This is a genomic window from Sphingomonas sp. CCH15-F11 (assembly GCF_001557005.1).
Classification (GTDB): Bacteria; Pseudomonadota; Alphaproteobacteria; order Sphingomonadales; family Sphingomonadaceae; genus Sphingomonas.
In genome coordinates this window covers 1-19,245 of sequence record NZ_LSKG01000043.1, presented here as the reverse complement: position 1 = coordinate 19,245, position 19,245 = coordinate 1, and the positions used below count along the sequence as shown (strand labels likewise).

Sequence of the window (19,245 nt, the reverse complement as noted above, 5' to 3'; positions counted from 1 at the left end):
AGCCCGCCGATCGGAATGATGATGGCGGCGATGCGCATGATCCGCAGCCGCGCCTCGCGCGGTCGCATTCCTCGCTTCACCAGCCGGTCGGACAACCAACCCCCGCCAAGGCTGCCAATGTCTGCGGCAAGGTAGACGATCCAGGCCGTGCTCGCGACCGCGACCAATCCGAACCCGCGCTCGTCACCAAGATATTTGGGAAACCAGAAGAGGTAGAAATACCAGAGCGGATCCGTTACCATGCGCGCGAAGACGAGCGCCCAGACGCTGCGATCGCGCAGGATCGCGGCCCAAACGCCGCCTTCGCTCTCAGGGGTGCCTGCGGGGGTTGTATCGCCCGCCAGCTGGGCGTCCGGTTCGCAATAAAATGCCAACCAGCAGACGAGCCATGCCAGACCTAGGGAGCCGGTGGAAATGAAGGCCGCGCGCCAGCCGTACGTGATCGAGAGCCATCCGATCACCGGCGGTGCGATCGTCGCGCCCACCATCGCGCCGGCGGTGTAGATGCCATACGCGAGCGCGCGCTGTCGCGGCTCGAACTGTTGACCGATGGCCTTGGGCCCGGCTGTGTAGTTGCCCGCCTCCCCCAGCCCCAGCGCGAAGCGGGCGGCCCAAAGTTCACCAAGCCCGCGCGCAAAGCCGGTGACGGCGTTCGCGATCGACCACCAGCCGACGAACAGAGCTAGCGACCACTTCACGCCTACCCGATCTGTCAACCGGCCGACAATCAGATAGGCCAGTGTGTACGCGATCAAGAATGCCTGCACGACACCGGCATAGTCGCGATCGGTGAGCCCGAGATCGTCCTGCACCGTGCGCGCTAAGATCGAAAGCGTCTGGCGATCGACGTAGTTGAGAACGGTCGATCCGAACAGCAGCGCCAGCACGATCCAGCGCGAGTGCGGGCGCAGCGAACGTGTGCCGGCAGCGTGCGGTACCGGTCGCGCGTGGAGGCGGGCTGCGTCATCGACCGCCTCGGAATTGGCTCCTTTCACGATAACATTGCTCCAATAACGTAGCTTAGATAGCGATCTAGTTTTGGCCGGCCCATGCAAACGTGCGGAACCCTTAAGCCTGTGGCGACAGGGCGAAGAACGATGCTACTGCAGCTGTGACAGGTTGACAATGTTACTAATAAAGACAAGCTATCGAAGATAGGGAGTGGAGCGAATGGCAGGCATAGTGCGCGGTGGGACCTTCCCGGTGCTTCCCACTATTTTTCGGGCGGATGGCAGCATTGATGAGGTCGGGTGCGTCGCGGTGGCGGATTTTGTGCTGGCATGCGGGGTGGACGGGATCGCTTTTCCTGGACTGGCGAGCGAATATGACCATTTGACCCGCGACGAACGGCTCGCGCTCGTCTCGGCGTTTGGCCGCGTGGCGCAGGAGCGCGGGGCCGCCCTGATTGTCGGGGGAAGTGCAGCGGAAGAAGCGGAAACCATGACGATGCTGGAAGCAGCGCGTGAGGCGGGCGCCGCCGCCGCCATGGTGATGACACCGCATCGGCACGACACCGATCTCAATGCGCACGTCGCCTTCTATCGCCGCGCGGCGGAACGCGGCGTACCTATCATGTTGCAGAACGCCCCGCGTCCGATGGGCGTAGGCCTTGCGCCCGCGCAGATTCGCGCAATCGTCGCTGCCACCCCGGGCGTCGCGTTCGTCAAGGAGGAGACGATGCCGTGCGGCCACGGGATCAGTGCGCTGCTCGCCTTGCGCCCCGCGTCGCTGCGCGGTGTGTTCGGCGGCGCGGGCGGACGTTACATCATCGACGAGCTGGGCCGCGGAGCGATCGGCACGATGCCCGCAGCCGAGCTGCCGGAGATCAGCGTGGCGCTGATCGCGGCGCACCGCGCCGGCGACGTGCACCAAATGCGCGACCTGCACGAACGGATGCTGCCGGTGCTGATGATGCAGGCAATCTTCCGCTGGGACCTGACGAAGGAGGTGCTTCGGCGCCGCGGCCTCATCCGCCACGGGCACGTCCGCGCACCAGGGCCGCGCCTCGACGCTGTGGATCACCGCGAACTAGGCGCGCTGCTCGATCGCCTCGCCCCTCTGCTCACCAAATCCGCTGCGGAAAAAATCCAGGCATGACGCGCGCCACGATCTCCCGGGTCGAGGTGTTCACCGTTACCATCCCGCGCGAAACGCCCTATCTTGGCGCTATCGGCCGTGACGACCGAACGACGCCCAACGGTTATATCGTGCGCGCCGCCAATGGTACGCTGTACCCCACCAGCGATCGGTCCGTGCTGGTCCGAATCACTGATGATGCGGGGCGCGCGGGCTGGGGCGAGACCTACGGGCTGGTCGCGCCCGACGTGATTCACGCGCTAGTCGGCGACATCGTCGCGCCGTTGCTGGTCGGTCAGGCTATGCCGCCGCCCGATCGACAATGGGACGCCTTTTACGACCTTATGCGCGTGCGGGGCTACTGGGGAGGGTTCTGGGCGGACGCGCTGGCCGCCGTCGACATCGCGCTATGGGATCTCGCGGCGCGGCAGGCGGACGTGCCGCTTCATGCGCTGCTCGGCACCGCGCGCCGCGAGCGCGTCCCGGCCTATGTCTCCGGGCTGCCGCGTCCGACCCGCGACGAGCGCGTTGCGCTGGCGCAGCAGTTTCGCGATCGCGGGTTCAATGCCGTCAAGATCGCCGCGGTGATGACGCCCGATGCGATCACAGAAGAGCTCGGCGCACTGCGCACGGCGCTGGGCTCCGGCGCGCGGCTGATGGTCGACCTCCACTGGATGTACGATGCCGACGAGGCGACGCGGTTGCTGGCACGGCTGGCACCGCTCGGCCTGCTCTTCGCCGAAGCGCCAGTAAAGCCGGAAGACATTGATGCGCTGGTCGCGGTGACCGCCGCCGCGCCGATGCCGATCGCGGTCGGCGAGGAGTGGCGCACGACATGGGACGCCGCGCCGCGGCTGGCGCGCAAGGCCTGCGACGTCGTGCAACCTGAAATGGGGCATACCGGCATCACGCAATTTCTGCGGATCGCGGCGGCGGCAGAGGCGCATGGCGTGCCCGTGATCCCGCATGCGACGATCGGCACCGGCATCTTCCTGGCCGCTAGCCTTCACGCGTCGATGGTCATCGCGGACCTACCGCTGCACGAGTATCAGCACTCGATCTTCCACCGCAACGCCGCGTTGCTAGACGGCGATCTGACCTGCGACGCCGGCTTCTACTGCTTGCCCGGCGGCCTCGGCCTAGGCGTTGCACCCGCATCCGAACTGTTCCGTCACGTGGAACGTCAAACGGGGTAGCATCGTGTTCCCGACACTGCGATACCGGCTGCCCATGCTTCCCGCTCCCAGCGCCCAACCCAATCAAAGCCTGATCGACGGCATGCGCACGCTGCAGGCACTTGCTGTCGCGCCGGAGCCGATCGGCTGTCGCGCGCTGGCGCGCGAACTCGATCTTACGGTCACCAAGGTCAACCGGCTGCTGAAGACTCTTGCTCATCTCGGCATCGTTCGGCAGACGGCCAATCGCAAGTACACGGCCGGCCCCGGCATGCACGTCTTGGCGGCGCAAAGCCTGTTCGCCTCCAAGCTGACCAGCCGAACCATTCCCGTCTTGGAGAAGCTGCGGCGATTCGGCCACACGGTCGCCATGGGTGTGCTGTGGAACGAGAGCGTGTCATATCTCTACCACGCGCCGCCGGGGGTTGATTCGACCCGCGCGCTTGCGCGAATCGGCGTGCTGCCGGCCAGTAGCAGCGGCATCGGCATCGCGCTGCTCGCCCAGCTTAACGACGCGCACATCCGCCACATCTATCGCGACCTTGGTTCGGTCCCGGGCCATCCGGGCGGCATGGACGATCTGCTCGCCACCGTCGCAAAGGCGCGCGAACAGGGCTATTCGCGCGTGCTGGTGAACGCAGAGGAAGGGCGGCACACCATTGCCGTCGCGGTCGGGCAGCCGGTCTATGCCGCGATCGGCCTGTCTGGTTGGCTGCCGGAGGGCGGAACGGCCGAACTGGTGGCAGCGCTGCGCGACGCCGCCGCGAATGTTGAGGCATGACAAGAGCTGTTCTTCTGTTGCTGTATCAGATGCAAACGCGCTAAACTTGCGTGGTTGGACGCTCCGACGTCCCATCCGTTAACGAGCGTGCGTCCCGTGTCGAACCACTCACCGCAATTGCAACCTCAGGCCACCCACGTCACGCCGCGAATCGCGATCGATTGGGGCATCACGCGACTGCGTGCCTTGCTGCTGAGTGCGAACGGCACAGTCCTAGCGTCTGAGGAGCACGCGTTCGCCCTGCTTGAAGCGGATCGGGACGGCATTTCCGCCTGTCTGGCGCGGATCGTCGGCCGCTGGCCGGAGGCCGCATCGAATGTGTTGCTCGCGGGGATGATCGGGTCGGCGTCGGGTTGGCGCGAGGTGTCGCAGATCGCGACGCCCGCCACGCCCGCGCAGCTGGTTGACGGCGCCGCGCGCGATTGCATCGGGGGCAGCGCGGTGACGATGCTGCCTGGCATCCGCAGCATTAACGGGTTCGGCGATGCAGACGTCGCGCGGGGCGAAGAGGTGGCGGCCGTGGGACTGGCGAGCACCGTCTCCGCGCCGACGCTCTTCGTGAACTGCCCGGGCATGCATGCCAAGTGGATGCTAGTCGGGCCGGCGGGCATCGCGACCTTTCACACCGCGATGACGGTGGAGCTCGCCACGACGCTCGCCCGCGGCGGCATCCTTGCGGCGATGCTGCATGGCGCGCCCGGCGACGGGCCGGCGTTCCGGCGCGGGCTGGCAGTTGGGCGCGGTGGCGGGGCCGTGACGCGGCACCTTTTCGCGATCCGCGCGAACGTGCTCGCGGGCAGGCTGGAGGCCGCGGACGCTTCTTCGTTTCTGTGGGGGCTGCTGATCGGGGCCGATGTCGCCGATGCGATGCAGCTGCATGCGTGGGAGGGGAACGTGGTATCCTGCGTCGTCGCCGGCGCAGAGCCGGCCGCATCGCTGTACAGTGCGGCGCTGACCGCCGCGGGCATCGTGGCGCGCCGTCTCGATTATGAGGCGCTGACCGCAGCGGGCTTTACCGCAATCCTGTCGGCGGAGAAGCGCGATGCGGATTAAGGGGCGGCGTGCGCTCGTGACCGGCGCCAGCGGCGGCATCGGCCGGGCGATCTGCGAGCGACTGTCGGCGGAGGGGGCCAGCGTCACCGGCTTAGATCGAGTAGCGGACGATGGCGACTGGCCAACGGTGGCATGTGATCTCGGCGACGCCGCAGCGGTAGCCCGCGCAACCGACCAGCTGCTGGGCGCACCGAAGCCGGACATTCTGATCCACGCCGCCGCTGCCAGCGTGCCCGGCGGAACGCTCGACACGGCGCCGGAAGATTTCACGCGCTTGTACGAAGTAAACGTGACCGGCTTCGTGCGACTTGCCCAGCCGCTTATCGCGGCCATGGCGCCTGGTGCATCGATCGTCATTGTGTCGTCTATCAATGCGCGGTTCGCGACACCGAGCCTCGCCGCCTATGCGGCCACCAAGGCGGCGCTCGACAATCTCACCGCTACGCTTGCGCTGGAACTGGCACCGCGCGGCATACGCGTGAATGCCATTGCGCCCGCGTCGATCGACACGCCGCTGCTCGCCGGCTCGTTCGACCGCACCGGCGATCCCGTCGCGGCGCGCGCCGCCAACGTCGCGCGCCATCCGCTTGGCCGCATCGGGCAGCCGGCGGACGTTGCCAACGCCGCGTTGTTCCTGGCCTCTGACGAGGCTGGCTGGATCACCGGCGCCGTGCTCCGCGTCGACGGCGGAGCCGGCGTCACGCGCCGCTGACCGCAACGCTTGGCGGGGGCGGCGCTTGCCGTTCGCTAATCATGCTTGCGGTATCCTCGCACCTGCCGATCACCGGCTGCCTCGCGATCTTCGGCTCGGCCACGTCGGTCAAGGCGTCATCGTGGCGAGCGGATGGCAGCCCACTGCAAGCGTTGCCGGTGACGGGACGACCGGATCGATCCTCACCGTTTCGGCATCGGTCGGAACAGGCCGGAGACGCGAGCGCATGCTCGGACGCGAAGAGAGCGAGCGGTCGAACGCCCAGGCATGCTCGACCTGCGTTGAACCAGGGCGGCGTCAGTCGTGATCCGCGCTGATGCGCCGACCATTATCTCGCACGCGTTCTAGCGAACGTAACCCCGCCAGCCGCCGACTTGACATCTCCAGCGAGAAAGTAACAAGATCGTCGCTGCTGTAGCAATGCGCGGCAGGCAGCGTGGCGAGCGGAAGCCGATCCATATTGCGCGCTCCGGGAGAGATTGATAATGCGAAAGGTTGTGAAACTTCTGTTTCCTATCGGCGTCGGCATTGTGACGTTTGCCGGGGTACTTGCTGCGCAGCAAATGACGCCGGCGGCCGATAGTGGCACCATCACGGTCGTGCCATCCGGCGCTGCGGCGGCCTCGTCCGGCCCGGCCTCCCCGACGTTTTCCTCGGCGTCGCTCACGCCCACCAATCAGGTTTATTACGTGGATTGCGGTGCCGCAACCAACGGTAACGGCTCGCAAAACGCTCCTTGGAACAACGTCGGCAGCGTGAACGGCAAGTCAGGTGGCTTCGGTCCCGGCGATTGGATCATGCTACGGCGCGGTACCATCTGCAACGGGATGTTGGCGCCGCAGGGTTCGGGCTCGGCCGGCGCGCCTATAACGATCACGGCCTATGACACCACCCGCTCGGCGCGACCGATCGTCAACGGCGGAACGAACCAGGCCGCGCTCAAGCTGTTTAATCAGGAATATTGGTCTATCGAGAAGATCGAGACGTCCGGCGGCACGCCTTTTGGTATCTACATCAGCGGCAATCAAAGCGGACGCGTGCTCCGCGACATCCGCGTGACCAACGTTGTGATCCATGACGTGGGCGGTACCGTCACGAACAAGCAGACTGGACTGCTCGTCATCGCTCCTGAGGTGACAGGGACGATTTTCGATGGCGTAGTCGTGGACGGAGTCACCGCTTTCGCGACGACACAATGGGCGGGCATGCGGATCGCGGGACAGCCGCCCGGCGCAGGCACGGGGACGAGCGCGCATTCCCGCAACATCACGGTGCGCAATTCGACGGTTCACGACACGGGCGGCGAGGGAATTCTGCTATCCCAAGTCGACAACGGCCTTATCGAAAACAATGTGGCGTACAATACCGGACAGACGTCCGTAACGAACCTTGGTTCGCCTAATGGTATATGGACGTGGGGGTGCAACGATTGTGTTGTGCAGTTCAACGAAGTCTATAATACCGACTCGCCGGTGTCGTTGGACGGTGGCGCGTTCGATATCGACTATTTCACGAACCGTAATACATATCAGTATAATTATGGCCATGACACCCAAGGTTATTGTGTGACAGCGCTAGGCGCTTCCAATTACACGACAACGGATGCGGTCATCCGCTATAACGTCTGTAGTTATAACGGAAGGGGTTCCGATCTCGCGGGGCAAGGTGCAATATACACATACACCTGGGACGGTGGGTTGATCGATGGTTTGAAAATTTATAACAACACCATCTACTGGGACCCGGTCATCGCAAAGTCAGCGATCATTAACAAGGCGACGTACACCGGATCTCAAGATAAGATATTTGCAAACAATATTATATACTCGACAGTGCCAAACATGGTATATAACGTCGGTTCTTCACTGCTTTATAATAACAACATTTATTGGACGACGGCCGGGGCAACGCCTATCTGGTGGTTCAACAATACTAGCTATGCCGGCTTTGCTGCGTGGCGAGCAGGTAGTGGTCAGGATGCGGCGGGCAAGTTTCTGAACCCCTTTCTCGTGACGCCGCTTTCGCATGCGGCTGGTCGGCCGACGACCGCCTTTACGCTGCAGGCGGGGTCTCCTGCCATCAATGCAGGCGTGAACGTCGGGTCGATGGGAACGCGTGACTTCTACGGCAATGTGATTCCGCAGGGCGGCGCATACGACGTGGGTGCGCATGAGCGGCAATAGCACGGCTCATGGCTCCGTCGCGCACTCTGCTGCTTTGCATGCTAATGGTGGTGAGCGGCTGCGGGGGCACGCCCGAAGGGGACCAGGCGCTGCCCTCCGGTCCCCTGCTGGTGACCTTTTTGGGTGACCTCCGCCAGCGGCAGGCGGCCAACGCCAATCGGGCGCAGATCGTTGTCGCGAAGAGCATGTCGACGCAATTCCTGCCGCGCGGAGTGGCTTCGGTGATCGTACTGAGCGGCGACTCGGCTGGAAAGGCTCCTGATCGGACCTTAGCGGTCGAGGCCAAGCTCGACTGGGCGCTCGATGATCTTTTGGTGCTCCCGGACGGCAACGGTGAGCTGGCGCGGCGCTACGAGGTCCATGATCTGCCGAGTACCATCCTGCTCGACGAGACCGGCCGCGTCATCCGTCGATGGGTTGGTTTTGCGCCTGCCCAGGACCTAGCACTGCCGCTGGAGGACGCCTACCCGCGCCCCAGGCGGGCGTTCGGCAGGCAGAGCAGCGCGCCAGCCTCTCGATAGCGCATGAAGGGAGTGAATATGGAACGGCGCCACGTCATCGGAACGATTGGGTTGGGCGTCGGAGCCGCGGTGACGGGGGTGCCGATCGCGCGGGCGACCAGCACGGCGCACGTCCTCCTCGTTGCGGGGCAGAGCAATTCGGCCACGGCAGCCGTCAAGGGCTCACTGGCTCCATCGAATCTTCGCTCCTTGCCCGGCGCGTCCATCTGGCAGGCATGGACGAACAGCTGGGCTCCCTATCAACTCGGTCTGAACTCCCATACCACGGTCAGCCAGCCGCCCTGCGTAGCGACGGCTCCGCCGTTGGACTGCATCTGGGGTCCGGAAGCGGAGTTCGCACGGCGCTGGCTGCTTGCAAACCCAGGCGGCGATCTGCGGATCGTCAAATTGGGCGTCGGCAGCAGCGGGATATCGTCGGCGGCACGTTTATACGGCGTCGGCGTCTGGGATCCGGCTCTGACGAACGAGATATATGCGCTGTACGCAACTATGTGGTCACGCGCGATGGCCGCACTGGCGGCGGAAGGAAAGACACCGATATTCATCGGCACACTCTGGGCGCAAGGCGAGAACGAGGCGGCCGCATCCAGCGCAGCCGCGGCCGGCCACGAGGCGTTGACGCGCGCCTTCGAGAGCCGGTGGCGATCGGAAATGATGGAGAATAGCAATGCGCCCTTCGTCATCTACCGCATGTCGAACAGCTCGGCATGGCCCTACCGCGCGACCGTTCGTCGGGGTCAGCTTAACCTTGGGCAAAGCCTAGCCAACGTGAAATGGGTGGATGCGGATCTCTACTCGCTTCAATCCGACCGTGCCCATTATACCGCGAGCAGCGTGGTGACGATGGGTGCGGACGGTTTTTCCACGATCTTCCAGCCTTCCAGTATCGGTTCGGTCGCGGGGCGGCTGTTCAGTTGGGACACGACAAGCCTACAAAGCGCGGTGGACGACGGCGCCGGTCGGATAGCCGAGCTGCGCGACGTCGTGCAACCAACCCGCTATTTCGGCGCCCGCACCGGCCGTCCCGGACTATCCGGTGCGGGCGGGCCGGCGGCGAACAAGCGCGTGATGACGTTCGATCGTTCGAGGGACCAGTATCTTTCTGCGACGGCCGGAGCGGAGCTAAGTTCCCTCATCACGCAGTTCGACGCTGGCGATATCCGCGCGTCGTCGGGCTATTGGTGTTTCGCGTGCAAGGTCAACAACGTCAGCAGCGTCCATCGTATCGTCTACACTACCGGCGTAGCGGGAATGGGCCAGCCGCTTCTCGCCTATCGACAGAGCACCGTCGGTCGCGGCCCGTCGCACTGGGCTACCGGCGCAACGGAGGTCATCGGGTTCGACGATCCCGTGATCGACAGCGGCTGGCATGTCCTGGAAAGGGTCAAGGCCGGGGCGCTTGATCAGTTGTGGGTCGACGGCGCACCCACGGCGATCGGAACAATCTCCCAGATGGGTGCCATGTCGGCAGCGGACATGCTAATGGGCGCGTCAGTGGTTTCGGGAACAGCGAAGGGCGCATTCGACGGGGCGCTCGGCTCGGGCTCGTTTCACGCTGGCGTTCCGCCCGCAGGCGAGCGCACCTACGCGCGTCGCTGGGTCGCCAATCGGATAGGTCTGTCCGTTCGATAAGAATGGTGGATTGGGACCGACATTGAACGTGTCTGGCTCTGCTGTCCAAGATTTCTCGGTACATTCATGGGGGTGGCCGGTTTGACATCCTCTCAATTTTTTGCCCACGGCGAGTGGGAGTTTCCGGGCCTTCAAAGCTCACGGGCGAAGAGCTGAGACATGAAGAAGACGAAGCACACCGGGGAACAGATCGCGTTCGGAGTGAAGCTAGTGGAGACGGGTACGTCGGTGGCGGAGGTAAGTCGCCGAACGAGATTTCGGAGCAGACCTTCTACCGCTGGAAGACGGTGTACGGCGGTGGTCGCGGCGATGACGCGGATTTCGTCGAGCCGCGGTGCCCCCAGAACCCTCCGCGTGGACAACAGGCCCGAGTTCATCTCAAAGGCGCTCGACCATTGGGCGTACGAGAACGGGATCACGCTGGACTTCTCGCGGCGGGCAAACCAACCGACAATGCCTTTGTCGAGAGCTTCAACGGCCGCCTGCGCGACGAGTGCCTCAACGCCCACTGGTTGGTTCCTGTCGCTTGCAAACGCTCGGGCTGACCTGCTGCCCGTTTCCTGGACCGTTTTGAGCTGGAAAATTCCAGTTATGAAGGAGGGCCACGGAAGCCGAGTGCGCGATGAAGAGGTCGAAATTCTCGGAGGCGCAGATCGCCTTCGTGCTGAAGCAGGCAGAGGATGGCACAAGCGTCGGCGAGGTGTGCCGGAGAACCGGGATCAGCGAGGCGACGTTCTACGCTTGGCGTAAGAAGTACGCGGGGCTGATGCCATCGGAGATGCGGCGGTTGCGCCAGCTCGAGGAGGAGAACGCCAAGCTCAAGCGTCTCGTCGCTGACCTCAGCCTCGACAAGGCGATGTTGCAGGATGTCGTCTCGCGAAAGCTCTGAGGCCTGATCGGCGTCGGCAGCTCGTCGATGCCGTTCGCAGCACCTGGCAGGTCAGCATCAGGCGGGCCTGCGGGGTGCTCCGGGCGGAACGATCGAGCTACCACTATCGTGGTTGCCGTGCGGATCAGGCCGACCTGAAGAAGCGGATGAAGGAGATCGCCGAGACGCGGGTGCGGTACGGCTATCGTCGCATCCATGTGCTGCTCCGAAGGGAGGGCTGGGACGTGAACGCGAAGCGTATCTATCGGCTTTACAAGGAGATGGGGCTGCAGCTGCGGCATAAGCCACCGAAGCGCCGGGTGAAGGCGAAGCTGAGAGAAGGCCGCTGCGCGGCGTCTTGTTCGAATGAAGTGTGGGCCATGGACTTCGTCCATGACCAGCTTGCCACAGGGCCAAAGCTGCGCATTCTGACGGTGGTCGATACCTTCAGCCGGTTCTCGCCAGCGGTGGTGCCGCGGTTCAGCTTCCGGGCGCCGGACGTCGTAGAGGTGCTCGAACGGGTGTGCGCCGAGGTGGGCTATCCGGTGACGATCCGCGTCGACCAAGGCAGCGAGTTCATCTCGCGCGACCTGGATCTGTGGGCATACACCCGCGGCGTCACGCTCGACTTCAGCCGACCCGGCAAGCCAACGGACAATGCGTTCATCGAGTCCTTCAACGGCAAGTTTCGGGCAGAGTGCCTGAACCAGCACTGGTTCATGAGCTTCGACGATGCCGTCCGAAAATGCGAGGCTTGGCGCAGAGACTATAACGAGGTGCGGCCACACAGCGCGATCGGCAACAAGACGCCAATATCGCTGGTGAACCGGTCAGCGGCACATGGCCCGCCGCTGCCGGCAGATGCTGGATGACGGCCAGCGGAGTGGTCCAAGAACCGGTAGCAGCTCAATTCTTGAACTGCTCTGCTGACCGGACGTACTCTGAGAGAATATGCACGGTCTTGTGCCGACTGACCTCCTGCATCTTGAAAATCGTCGCACCGCGCGCGGCGCTCTCGGTCAGAAAGCCGGCACGCAAAGAATGCCCCGCGAACTGCCGCTCGTCGAGCCCAACCTTGCGCGCCGCGGCTTGGACCAGCCGCGCGATCGCCCGATCGCTCATTCCTTCCGCCGTTAGCTCATCGTTCCGGGTCAGCCGCCGGAACAGCGGCCCCGCGTCATGCCCAGCCGCCGCCATCCACGCGAGGAGATGCGCCTTGGGCCGCAGCCGCGACCCTTCGAGCACCGCCACCCGCGCCTTCCTGCGGCTGGTCGGTTTTCGACATCCCGATAATGACGCGCAGCCCCTCAGGCACGAGCTCGATGTCATCGACAGTGAGCGCGACCAGTTCGGAGCGCCGCAGCGCCGCTGCCATCCCGATCGCCAACACCGCGCGATCCCGCAGCGCGCGCAGGCCATCGCCGGGAAAGGAGCCGAGCATCGCCTCAAGGATGACGGCGTCGGCCGCGCGCTTGCGCGTTTTCTTGCCGCCGCGGCTGTTGCGGATCCCTGCCATCGTTTCGCGCAATCTCCCGGCATCGGGCTGCGCGGTCGGCGCCACGAAGTTTGCGGCCCGGTGATAATGCCCGATCGCGGCCACCCGCCGCTCGATCGTCGCCGGCGAGCGCCCGCGGTCGGCTTCCCAGGCAACAAAGCGCCGCACCAGCTCGGCCGACGCCGGGAGCGGACGTTCACCACGCTCCGCGCACCAGGTCGTAAAGATCACCCAATCCGCGGCGGCAGGTCCCGGTTCCAAAACAGCGCGTTCGCACGCCAGTAGAGGTGATACGCGTTCGGGGAACTCACCGGCCGCGACATCGCGCGACGCATCTCCTCCCTCTCGATGCTCGAGTCGACGCGCTGGGCGACCTGACCGGCGACCCGGTCCTGAAGATCGAACACTCTCGCGAGATCGTCCTCGAAGCGCTCGGCCCCGACCTGCTTTCTCGCAATGGCGTCGCTGAGCTTGACCGAGACCCGCACGGCCGACCCGGCGATCCGGACGCTCCCCTCGAGAAGGTAGCGAACCCCCAGCTCCCGGGCGATGACCGCCCGATCCCGTCGATCGTGGCGGTAGTCAGGCTGGATCCGCTCGCTATCACGAAGAGCGACGAGTAGCGGGAGAGCGATATGGTGATCTTTTCGAGGAAGCCGTCAGCGACGTAGTCCCGGTCCTCGTCGTCGTGCAGGTGAACGGCAGGACTGCGATGGACGGCTTGACCGGCAGAGGCGGGATGGGCCCCGTCGCGTCGCCGACAGCGCCTTCCGTCGCGACATCGCCCGTAACCTCTCCGCTCGACCGTCCGAGGGCGGCGAAGGCGGTCCGCTGCACCCGGAGCCAATCCTCGAACTCCTCCTCGCCGGCAGGGTCTAGGCCCTCCAGGAACTCGCCCCTCGACAGCCAGGCGTAAGCGTGGGCTGGAGGCCGCCTTGCATGGGTCAGGCATGCCGGGCTGATAAGCCGCTCGATGGGAGCGGTGATGGCGGACGATAACGAGGGCGGCGGGACGAGTGGTCATACGAGCGGTCGTATGAGTGGTCGGATCGAGGTTGTTGGTCGGGTATCGGGGCGTCGCCGCTGGAGCGTGGAGCAGAAGCTGGCGATCCTGCGGGATGCGTTTGGCGCGGAGGGCTCGGTGCGGTTGGCGTGCGAGCGGCACGAGGTTGGCAGCGGGCAGCTATATACCTGGCGGCGCCAGGCGATGTCGGGCGAACTGGCCGGTATCCGGGCGCCGGCCTTGCCTGCGTTCGCCGCGGTGGAGTTATCGGAGCCTGCGGCATCCATGGCGCCACCGTCTTTCCCATGCGCGAGCGGGCAGATCGCGATTGATCTGCCATCGGGCGTTCGGCTGACGGTGGATGCGGCGGTCGACGCGGACGCGCTGGCGCGGGTGATCGCCGTGCTCGGGCGATGATCCCGCTTCCGGCTTCGGCTCGGGTGTATCTGGCGTGTGGCGCGACCGATATGCGGAAGGGGTTCGACGGGCTGGCGGTGCTGGTGCAGCAGGTGCTGGAGGCGAGCCCGCATTCAGGCGCGCTGTTCGCGTTCCGGGGCAAGCGCGGCGATCTGGTCAAGCTGCTGTGGTACGATGGCCAGGGGCTGTGCCTGTTCTCGAAGCGGATGGACCGGGGCCGGTTCGTGTGGCCGATGACGAAGACGGGCAAGGTGAGCCTGACGCCTGCGCAGCTGTCGATGCTGCTGGAGGGCATCGACTGGCGTCGGCCGGAGCGCGCGGCAGTACCGCTGCTGGCGGGATAAAAGCCGCAGATTTCGGCGGTTTTTGTAGCATTGGGCGGGTCGATTCGGTAAGGATTCACTGTGTCGGACCGAGCCTTCACCGCCCTCGACAAGGATGCCCGGATCGCCGAGCTGGAGGCGGCGCTGGCAGCGCGCGACATGCTGATCGAGACGCTGCGGTTCCAGCTCGCCCAGCTCAAGCGGATAGCGTTCGGCCAGTCCTCGGAGAAGCTCGCGCTTCAGATCGAGCAGCTCGAGCTGGCGCTGGAAGAACTGGAAGGCGAGGCCGAGGTCGCCGATACCGGCAAGGCAGCGGCTACGGCCGGCGGCGAACGTCCCGCGCCGATCCGCCGGCTTCCCGATCACCTTCCCCGCACCGAACGCCGGATCGAGCTCGAAGCGGGAAGCTGCACCTGCCCCGATTGCGGCGGCACGCTGCGCCCGCTTGGGCAAGACAGCGACGAGATGCTCGACGTGGTGCCGGTACAGTGGCGCGTGATCCGCACGCTGCGGCCCAAGTATAGCTGCCGGTCGTGCGAGCGGATCGTCCAGGCGCCGGCGCCCGCCAAGGCGATCGCGCGCGGCAAGGCCAGCTTCGCCACGCTCGCCCATGTGGTGGTAAACAAGTTCGACCATCACCTGCCGCTCTATCGCCAGGCCGAGATGATGCCGGCGCAGGGCATCGAGATCGACCGCTCGACGATGGCTGGATGGGCGGGCCAGGCAGCCCAGCTGCTCGATCCCATCGTCACTCGTATCCGCGAACAAGGCCTGAACGCTGGCAAGCTTCATGCCGACGACACGCCCGTGCCGATGCTGGTGCCCGGCAAGGGCAGGACCGCGCAGGCAAGGCTGTGGACCTATGTCGTCGATGACCGCGCATCGGGCGGCGCCGGGCCGGCGCTGGTCTGGTACAGGTTCACGCCCGACCGCAGCGGCATCCATCCGCAGACCGAGCTCAAGAGCTTCGCCGGCCTGCTCCAGGCGGACGGCTATGCCGGCTATGACAAGCTCTATGTGGACGGCCGGATCAGGGAGGTCGCCTGCTGGGCGCACTTCCGGCGCAAGATCTTCGAGTGTCATCAGACCAGTCCGACGCCGCTCACCGCCGACCTGCTCGAACGGATCGCCGGGCTCTACCGGATCGAGGAGGCGATACGGGGAAGCCCGCCCGACGTGCGCCGGCGGCACCGGCAGGAACGAAGCCGGCCGCAGATCGAGCAGCTACGCGCCGCGATCGACGATGCGCTGCGCCGCCTGTCGCCCAGGTCGGCGATGGCCAAGGCGCTCGCCTATGGCCGCCGGCGCTGGGATGCGCTCACCCGCTTCCTCGACGAGGGCGCGGCAGAGATCGACAACAACATTGCCGAACGCGCGATGCGCGCCGTCGCGATCGGACGCAAGAACTGGCTGTTCGCCGGATCGAAGGCGGGCGGCGAGCGCGCCGCCGCGCTCTACTCGGTCATCGAGACGGCAAAGCTGAGCGGCCTCGAGCAGCAGGCCTATATCGCCGATGTCATCGAGAAGATCGCTTGCGGGTGGCCGGCCTCGCGCTGGGACGAGCTCATGCCGTGGAACTGGACAGCTGCCAGCGCGCCCGCCAGCATGGCGGCATGACCGAGACCATCGCGCGCCTGCACATCGCGCTCGCCGACACCGACCCGCTCATCTGGCGCCGCGTCGAGGTGCCCGTCGATGCCAGCCTCAAGATGCTCCACGACGTCATCCAGGGCGCGATGGGCTGGCTCGACTATCACCTCTGGGAGTTCGAGGCCGACGACCGGCGCTACGGGGTGCCCGATCCCGAGTGGAAAGACGATCGGCTGTTCGCAGCGAAGAACACCAGGCTCAAGACCCTGCTCGACCGCGGCGTCCGCCGCTTCCTCTACACCTACGACATGGGCGACAGCTGGGAGCACATCGTCACCGTCGAGGCAATCGAGGACGGGCAGCCCGCGACCAAATATCCCCGATATGTCGACGGCAGGCGCCGCGCTCCGCCCGAGGACTGCGGCGGCACACCCGGGTTCGAGGCGTTCCTCGACGCCATCGCCAATCCCAAGCATCCCGAGCACAAGGACGCCACCGAGTGGCACCACGGGTGCTACGGCCATGCGTTCGATCCCGAAACGATCGACGAACTCGACGCAAAGCTCACCATCGGCGCCATCGCCAAACGCCGCGCCGCCGGCAAAGCCTCCCAAGCCAAGAAATCAGACTAACAAGGCGGTCCCCAGGCCACGCTTACGCCAGGCGGCCGGCGCGCCGCTCTCTTGGTGGGCTTCCACCGAGATTAGCTCCGGGCCGGTCGTGACACGGTCGTACTCGGCGCGAAGCAGCGCCCCGCCATGCGGGGGCGAGAGCTCCGGGAGGTCAAGATCTCCCGCCTCAGGCTCGCCTGCGCCTGCTCGGGCTCCCGCGAGCCCCAAAGCATGGCCAGCAGCCATACCCGCGACCGCGTGCCGCCGCGCGACATCGCGAGCAGGGCGACCATCGCCCGGGCCTTCCAACTCGACACATCAATCGGAGCGCCGTCGGGAGCGGACAGTCTGAGGTCCAAACAGTTCAAGGGGGTAGCGCTGGACGGCGTCCACGTTTGCGTCCCCCAAGTGGGGCCGACACTATCATGTCCGCAGCCGGTCGCCACACACGGTTTGTTTCAGCGGCTCCGCGACAGGTTTTGCAGCAATGCGGGCTGAAGAATAGATGCGAATCAGTCCTATAGAGCATTCTGAGCGTTAGCGATCAGGCCAGAGCCGCGCTCGCGCGGCGCGGGCGAAAGCTTCTGCCGCCGGTGACCGCCGACGCCCCGCGATACCCGCCAACACCACCGACGCCTCGAAACCTTCGTCCATGAACGCCAGCGCGACCAGACGCGGCTCGTCCGGATCAGGCCGTGGCAGGACCGCGCTGCCGAGCCCCGCAAGCATCATTTGGCGCACCTGATCGTGGCTTGGCGCACGGTGACGGAACTTAAGCTCGGCGCCGGTTCGCGCCGCTGCCGCGCGCAACCGTGCGGTGCCGTCACTGAGGCAGTCGATCCAGTCCTCATCGCCCAGATCTGCGACGGCCACCGCCGCGCGATCCTCGAACGCATGGCCGCGGCGTGTCACGAAGTGGTAGCGCTGCGTAAACAACGGCCAGTGATCGAGCCGGTCATGCGCATCCTGCGGCGCCTCGACGATCAGAAGGTCAAGATCGCCTCGCATAGCCTGTTCCAGCAGCTCGGCCGACCTGCCCGACCACGCGTTCAATTCAAAGCCCTCCAAACCCGAGCCCACCTCGTTGAGCACCTCGTACAAGGCCCCACTTTCAACTCCCGAAGCGATGCCGAGATTGAGCGGTGAGACCTGAGCCTTGCCGATGCCCTTCGCCAACGCTTTTGCTGCTTGCGCTGCCTCGTAGGTTTGCTCGAGGTGCGGCAGCATCGCCCGGCCGAGATCGGTGAGGTGCGTCAGCGCCCGCTCGCGACGGAACAATAGATCACCTAGCTCGTCTTCGAGCTTTTGGACGGCACGGGTCAACGATGGCTGAGTAACATTGCACTCCTCGGCCGCACGAGTGAAGTTCAGCGTCCGAGCAACCGCAAGGAAATAGCGGATCTGATGCATCTCCATCGACAGTGCCCCCGCTACTCTTCGCAGCCACGCTGCAACGCAGCAACGCAGCATACACTAAATCAAGCTTGCTAGCGCAACCAAGCGAATGCGTTCTTCATGCCGACTATCTGGGTCAGCATGCGGGCGCAAGGTGGCGTTACATCAACGCGTTAGGCCAAGGGGCGCCGCGCTCGGCGGACAAGCAGCATTCCAAGCGCGAGTGTTAAGAAGATCCAGGCGATCGGGTCCAACCATCGCTTCAGGTCGCCGTAACGCGTAGCGAGCAGCGAGCCTGCGCCCGTCAGCACAGCACCAAAGCAACGGGCCGATGGCCGACCAGAAGAAAGAGGTCTTCAGCGGCATTCTCGCAGGACCTGCGGAAACACAGACGATGGCGCGGACTGCTGGGCGCCCTCGCCCAGGAAGCACGGCGGCGGCACCATATCGTCGGAACCAGCCAGCGGCTCTGTCTAGATCGTCAGGACGTGGGCCGGTAGGTTGGCCGAGCGCGCCATCAGGCTCCGCACGCGCGTTTCACCCAAGCGATGGCCGACTCCATACCAGAACAGCGCGCTTAGTTGATAAGCGGCCGCGCCTTCCAGAGCGATCAATACCAATGCCGTATTGTTCCGGCCGGCAATATAGCCGGCCATTGGCAGGATCAGCTCGGACGCCAGCGGCGCAAGCAGGATAAGCCCGAAAACCGGCGGTGGTACGCCTTGTTCAGTTAGGTCGTAGATTCATAAGCTCGGAGCCACAGCCGCATTGAGGCGAGTTGGACCATAGCGAGAAAGTTGGCGGCGAGCTTGTCATAACGGGTGGCGACGCGGCGGAAGTGCTTCAGCTTGGAGAAGAGCCGCTCGATGAGGTTGCGCTCGCGGTAGAGCCGCTTGCTCAAGCAGGGCTTCCATTTGCGGTTGCTCTTCGGCGGGATGTTGGGCGTGGCGCCCTGGTCCTGGATCAGATTGCGGATGCGGTCGGCGTCGTAGGCTTTGTCGGCCAGCACGATGGTGCGCGGACTGAGATGGTCGAGCAGCGTGTCGGCGATCTGGCCATCGTGCGTCTGCCCATCCGCTCCCGTGAAGTGCAGTGAACGATCGACTTTGCGACTTTTCTATTGTTTGCAAGCGATGGTCGGAACGTCGGATCTCGAGTTGCCTCGTGTGTCGCGAGGTTCGGCTAAGTGGCAGACGTAGGTAGGCAGCTATAATGTGGCTGTCCGAAGACGAGATGGCCGCTCGCGGCGACGTTCCGGCCATCCCCACTGCCGTCCGCGAATGGCAGCGATGGGCGCTGAGCGGATAACAAGCCGTCGAAGTCGAATGACGCCCAAGGGCGCTGTTGAGCTCTTTCTGAACCGCCCCGGGATTGTCGGAGGCTCCAACTCCTGAGAAGGCGGAGCCTGTA

Annotated in this window: 20 protein-coding genes and 1 pseudogene; 14 read left to right on the top strand and 7 right to left on the bottom strand. The window is 65.0% G+C overall.

From position 1 onward, the window contains the following. Positions 1-995 (bottom strand): MFS transporter (locus AX709_RS04640; RefSeq protein WP_066547352.1); only part of this gene is annotated, 995 nt, incomplete at its 3' end. Positions 996-1,182: 187 nt separating this feature from the next. Between AX709_RS04640 and AX709_RS04635 the strand changes: the two genes are divergently transcribed. The 10 genes and pseudogenes from AX709_RS04635 to AX709_RS04585 all read left to right on the top strand — a co-directional run bounded on the left by AX709_RS04635 (position 1,183) and on the right by AX709_RS04585 (position 11,873). Next, positions 1,183-2,097, top strand: coding sequence for a dihydrodipicolinate synthase family protein (locus AX709_RS04635; protein WP_231727419.1), 915 nt, complete (start codon positions 1,183-1,185; stop codon positions 2,095-2,097). After that, positions 2,094-3,272, top strand: coding sequence for a mandelate racemase/muconate lactonizing enzyme family protein (locus AX709_RS04630; RefSeq protein ID WP_066547347.1), 1,179 nt, complete (start codon positions 2,094-2,096; stop codon positions 3,270-3,272). Before AX709_RS04635 ends, AX709_RS04630 begins: the two co-directional genes overlap by 4 nt. A 4-nt stretch (positions 3,273-3,276) precedes the next feature. Continuing rightward, entirely contained in the window at positions 3,277-4,032 is a 756-nt protein-coding gene (locus AX709_RS04625) for an IclR family transcriptional regulator (RefSeq protein WP_231727418.1), read from the top strand. Positions 4,033-4,128: 96 nt separating this feature from the next. Further along, positions 4,129-5,085 carry a 2-dehydro-3-deoxygalactonokinase gene (locus AX709_RS04620; RefSeq protein ID WP_197418930.1) on the top strand — a complete coding sequence of 319 codons (957 nt, stop codon included), beginning with the start codon at positions 4,129-4,131 and terminating at the stop codon, positions 5,083-5,085. Positions 5,086-5,101: 16 nt separating this feature from the next. Then, positions 5,102-5,797 carry an SDR family NAD(P)-dependent oxidoreductase gene (locus AX709_RS04615; protein ID WP_231727417.1) on the top strand — a complete coding sequence of 232 codons (696 nt, stop codon included), beginning with the start codon at positions 5,102-5,104 and terminating at the stop codon, positions 5,795-5,797. A 497-nt stretch (positions 5,798-6,294) separates the two neighbouring features. Next, on the top strand, positions 6,295-7,980 hold the full coding sequence (locus AX709_RS04610; RefSeq protein ID WP_197432014.1) for a right-handed parallel beta-helix repeat-containing protein: 1,686 nt from the start codon (positions 6,295-6,297) through the stop codon (positions 7,978-7,980). Between the two features lie 8 nt (positions 7,981-7,988). After that, entirely contained in the window at positions 7,989-8,501 is a 513-nt protein-coding gene (locus AX709_RS04605; protein WP_156454155.1) for a TlpA family protein disulfide reductase, read from the top strand. Positions 8,502-8,519: 18 nt separating this feature from the next. Next, on the top strand, positions 8,520-10,133 hold the full coding sequence (locus tag AX709_RS04600; protein WP_197418931.1) for a sialate O-acetylesterase: 1,614 nt from the start codon (positions 8,520-8,522) through the stop codon (positions 10,131-10,133). A gap of 333 nt (positions 10,134-10,466) precedes the next feature. Next, positions 10,467-10,651: pseudogene (locus AX709_RS18150) on the top strand (integrase core domain-containing protein); the annotation flags it as partial. Between the two features lie 104 nt (positions 10,652-10,755). After that, positions 10,756-11,873 (top strand): IS3 family transposase gene (locus AX709_RS04585; protein ID WP_443026155.1). Its coding sequence is split into 2 segments (ribosomal slippage): positions 10,756-11,008 and positions 11,008-11,873, totalling 1,119 coding nucleotides; the frame shifts between segments, so codons are not numbered across the junction. A 34-nt stretch (positions 11,874-11,907) separates the two neighbouring features. Here the strand turns inward: AX709_RS04585 and AX709_RS19095 are convergent. Genes AX709_RS19095 through AX709_RS04570 form a run of 3 tightly spaced genes read right to left on the bottom strand, consistent with a single transcriptional unit; the run spans position 11,908 to position 12,984 of the window. Beyond that, positions 11,908-12,123 carry a DNA recombinase gene (locus AX709_RS19095; RefSeq protein WP_231727416.1) on the bottom strand — a complete coding sequence of 72 codons (216 nt, stop codon included), beginning with the start codon at positions 12,121-12,123 and terminating at the stop codon, positions 11,908-11,910. 55 nt (positions 12,124-12,178) lie between these two features. After that, positions 12,179-12,727, bottom strand: a complete 549-nt coding sequence (locus tag AX709_RS19090) for a tyrosine-type recombinase/integrase (RefSeq protein WP_066547319.1) — start codon at positions 12,725-12,727, stop codon at positions 12,179-12,181. Further along, a complete protein-coding gene (locus AX709_RS04570) occupies positions 12,724-12,984 on the bottom strand; it encodes a hypothetical protein (protein ID WP_066547318.1) in 261 nt (86 codons plus the stop codon). Before AX709_RS04570 ends, AX709_RS19090 begins: the two co-directional genes overlap by 4 nt. Positions 12,985-13,481: 497 nt before the next feature. Between AX709_RS04570 and tnpA the strand changes: the two genes are divergently transcribed. Genes tnpA through AX709_RS04550 form a run of 4 tightly spaced genes read left to right on the top strand, consistent with a single transcriptional unit; the run spans position 13,482 to position 16,461 of the window. Continuing rightward, positions 13,482-13,916 (top strand): IS66-like element accessory protein TnpA, encoded by a 435-nt coding sequence (gene tnpA / locus AX709_RS04565; protein WP_231727415.1) that lies wholly within the window; start codon positions 13,482-13,484, stop codon positions 13,914-13,916. After that, a complete protein-coding gene (gene tnpB / locus AX709_RS04560; RefSeq protein WP_066547316.1) occupies positions 13,913-14,260 on the top strand; it encodes an IS66 family insertion sequence element accessory protein TnpB in 348 nt (115 codons plus the stop codon). The genes tnpA and tnpB overlap by 4 nt, the downstream gene beginning before the upstream one ends. A gap of 60 nt (positions 14,261-14,320) precedes the next feature. Further along, on the top strand, positions 14,321-15,856 hold the full coding sequence (gene tnpC / locus AX709_RS04555; protein WP_082731624.1) for an IS66 family transposase: 1,536 nt from the start codon (positions 14,321-14,323) through the stop codon (positions 15,854-15,856). Then, positions 15,853-16,461, top strand: a complete 609-nt coding sequence (locus tag AX709_RS04550; protein ID WP_066547355.1) for a plasmid pRiA4b ORF-3 family protein — start codon at positions 15,853-15,855, stop codon at positions 16,459-16,461. The genes tnpC and AX709_RS04550 overlap by 4 nt, the downstream gene beginning before the upstream one ends. Positions 16,462-16,977: 516 nt before the next feature. Here the strand turns inward: AX709_RS04550 and AX709_RS04540 are convergent. The 3 genes from AX709_RS04540 to AX709_RS04530 all read right to left on the bottom strand — a co-directional run bounded on the left by AX709_RS04540 (position 16,978) and on the right by AX709_RS04530 (position 18,928). Continuing rightward, positions 16,978-17,856 (bottom strand): LysR family transcriptional regulator, encoded by an 879-nt coding sequence (locus tag AX709_RS04540; RefSeq protein WP_066547312.1) that lies wholly within the window; start codon positions 17,854-17,856, stop codon positions 16,978-16,980. Positions 17,857-18,308: 452 nt separating this feature from the next. Beyond that, positions 18,309-18,491 carry a hypothetical protein gene (locus AX709_RS04535; RefSeq protein ID WP_066547310.1) on the bottom strand — a complete coding sequence of 61 codons (183 nt, stop codon included), beginning with the start codon at positions 18,489-18,491 and terminating at the stop codon, positions 18,309-18,311. 74 nt (positions 18,492-18,565) lie between these two features. Next, positions 18,566-18,928, bottom strand: coding sequence for an IS5 family transposase (locus tag AX709_RS04530; RefSeq protein WP_082731622.1), 363 nt, complete (start codon positions 18,926-18,928; stop codon positions 18,566-18,568). Positions 18,929-19,245 lie beyond the last annotated feature (317 nt).

Excerpts from the sequence above, each read along its gene's own strand:
- AX709_RS19095 (WP_231727416.1), bottom strand. The coding sequence starts at position 12,123 with ATGAGCGATCGGGCGATCGCGCGGCTGGTCCAAGCCGCGGCGCGCAAG.
- AX709_RS04535 (WP_066547310.1), bottom strand. The coding sequence starts at position 18,491 with ATGGCCGGCTATATTGCCGGCCGGAACAATACGGCATTGGTATTGATC.
- AX709_RS04605 (WP_156454155.1), top strand. The coding sequence starts at position 7,989 with ATGGCTCCGTCGCGCACTCTGCTGCTTTGCATGCTAATGGTGGTGAGC.
- AX709_RS04550 (WP_066547355.1), top strand. The coding sequence starts at position 15,853 with ATGACCGAGACCATCGCGCGCCTGCACATCGCGCTCGCCGACACCGAC.
- AX709_RS04630 (WP_066547347.1), top strand. The coding sequence starts at position 2,094 with ATGACGCGCGCCACGATCTCCCGGGTCGAGGTGTTCACCGTTACCATC.
- AX709_RS04540 (WP_066547312.1), bottom strand. The coding sequence starts at position 17,856 with ATGGAGATGCATCAGATCCGCTATTTCCTTGCGGTTGCTCGGACGCTG.
- AX709_RS04600 (WP_197418931.1), top strand. The coding sequence starts at position 8,520 with ATGGAACGGCGCCACGTCATCGGAACGATTGGGTTGGGCGTCGGAGCC.
- tnpA (WP_231727415.1), top strand. The coding sequence starts at position 13,482 with ATGGCGGACGATAACGAGGGCGGCGGGACGAGTGGTCATACGAGCGGT.
- tnpB (WP_066547316.1), top strand. The coding sequence starts at position 13,913 with ATGATCCCGCTTCCGGCTTCGGCTCGGGTGTATCTGGCGTGTGGCGCG.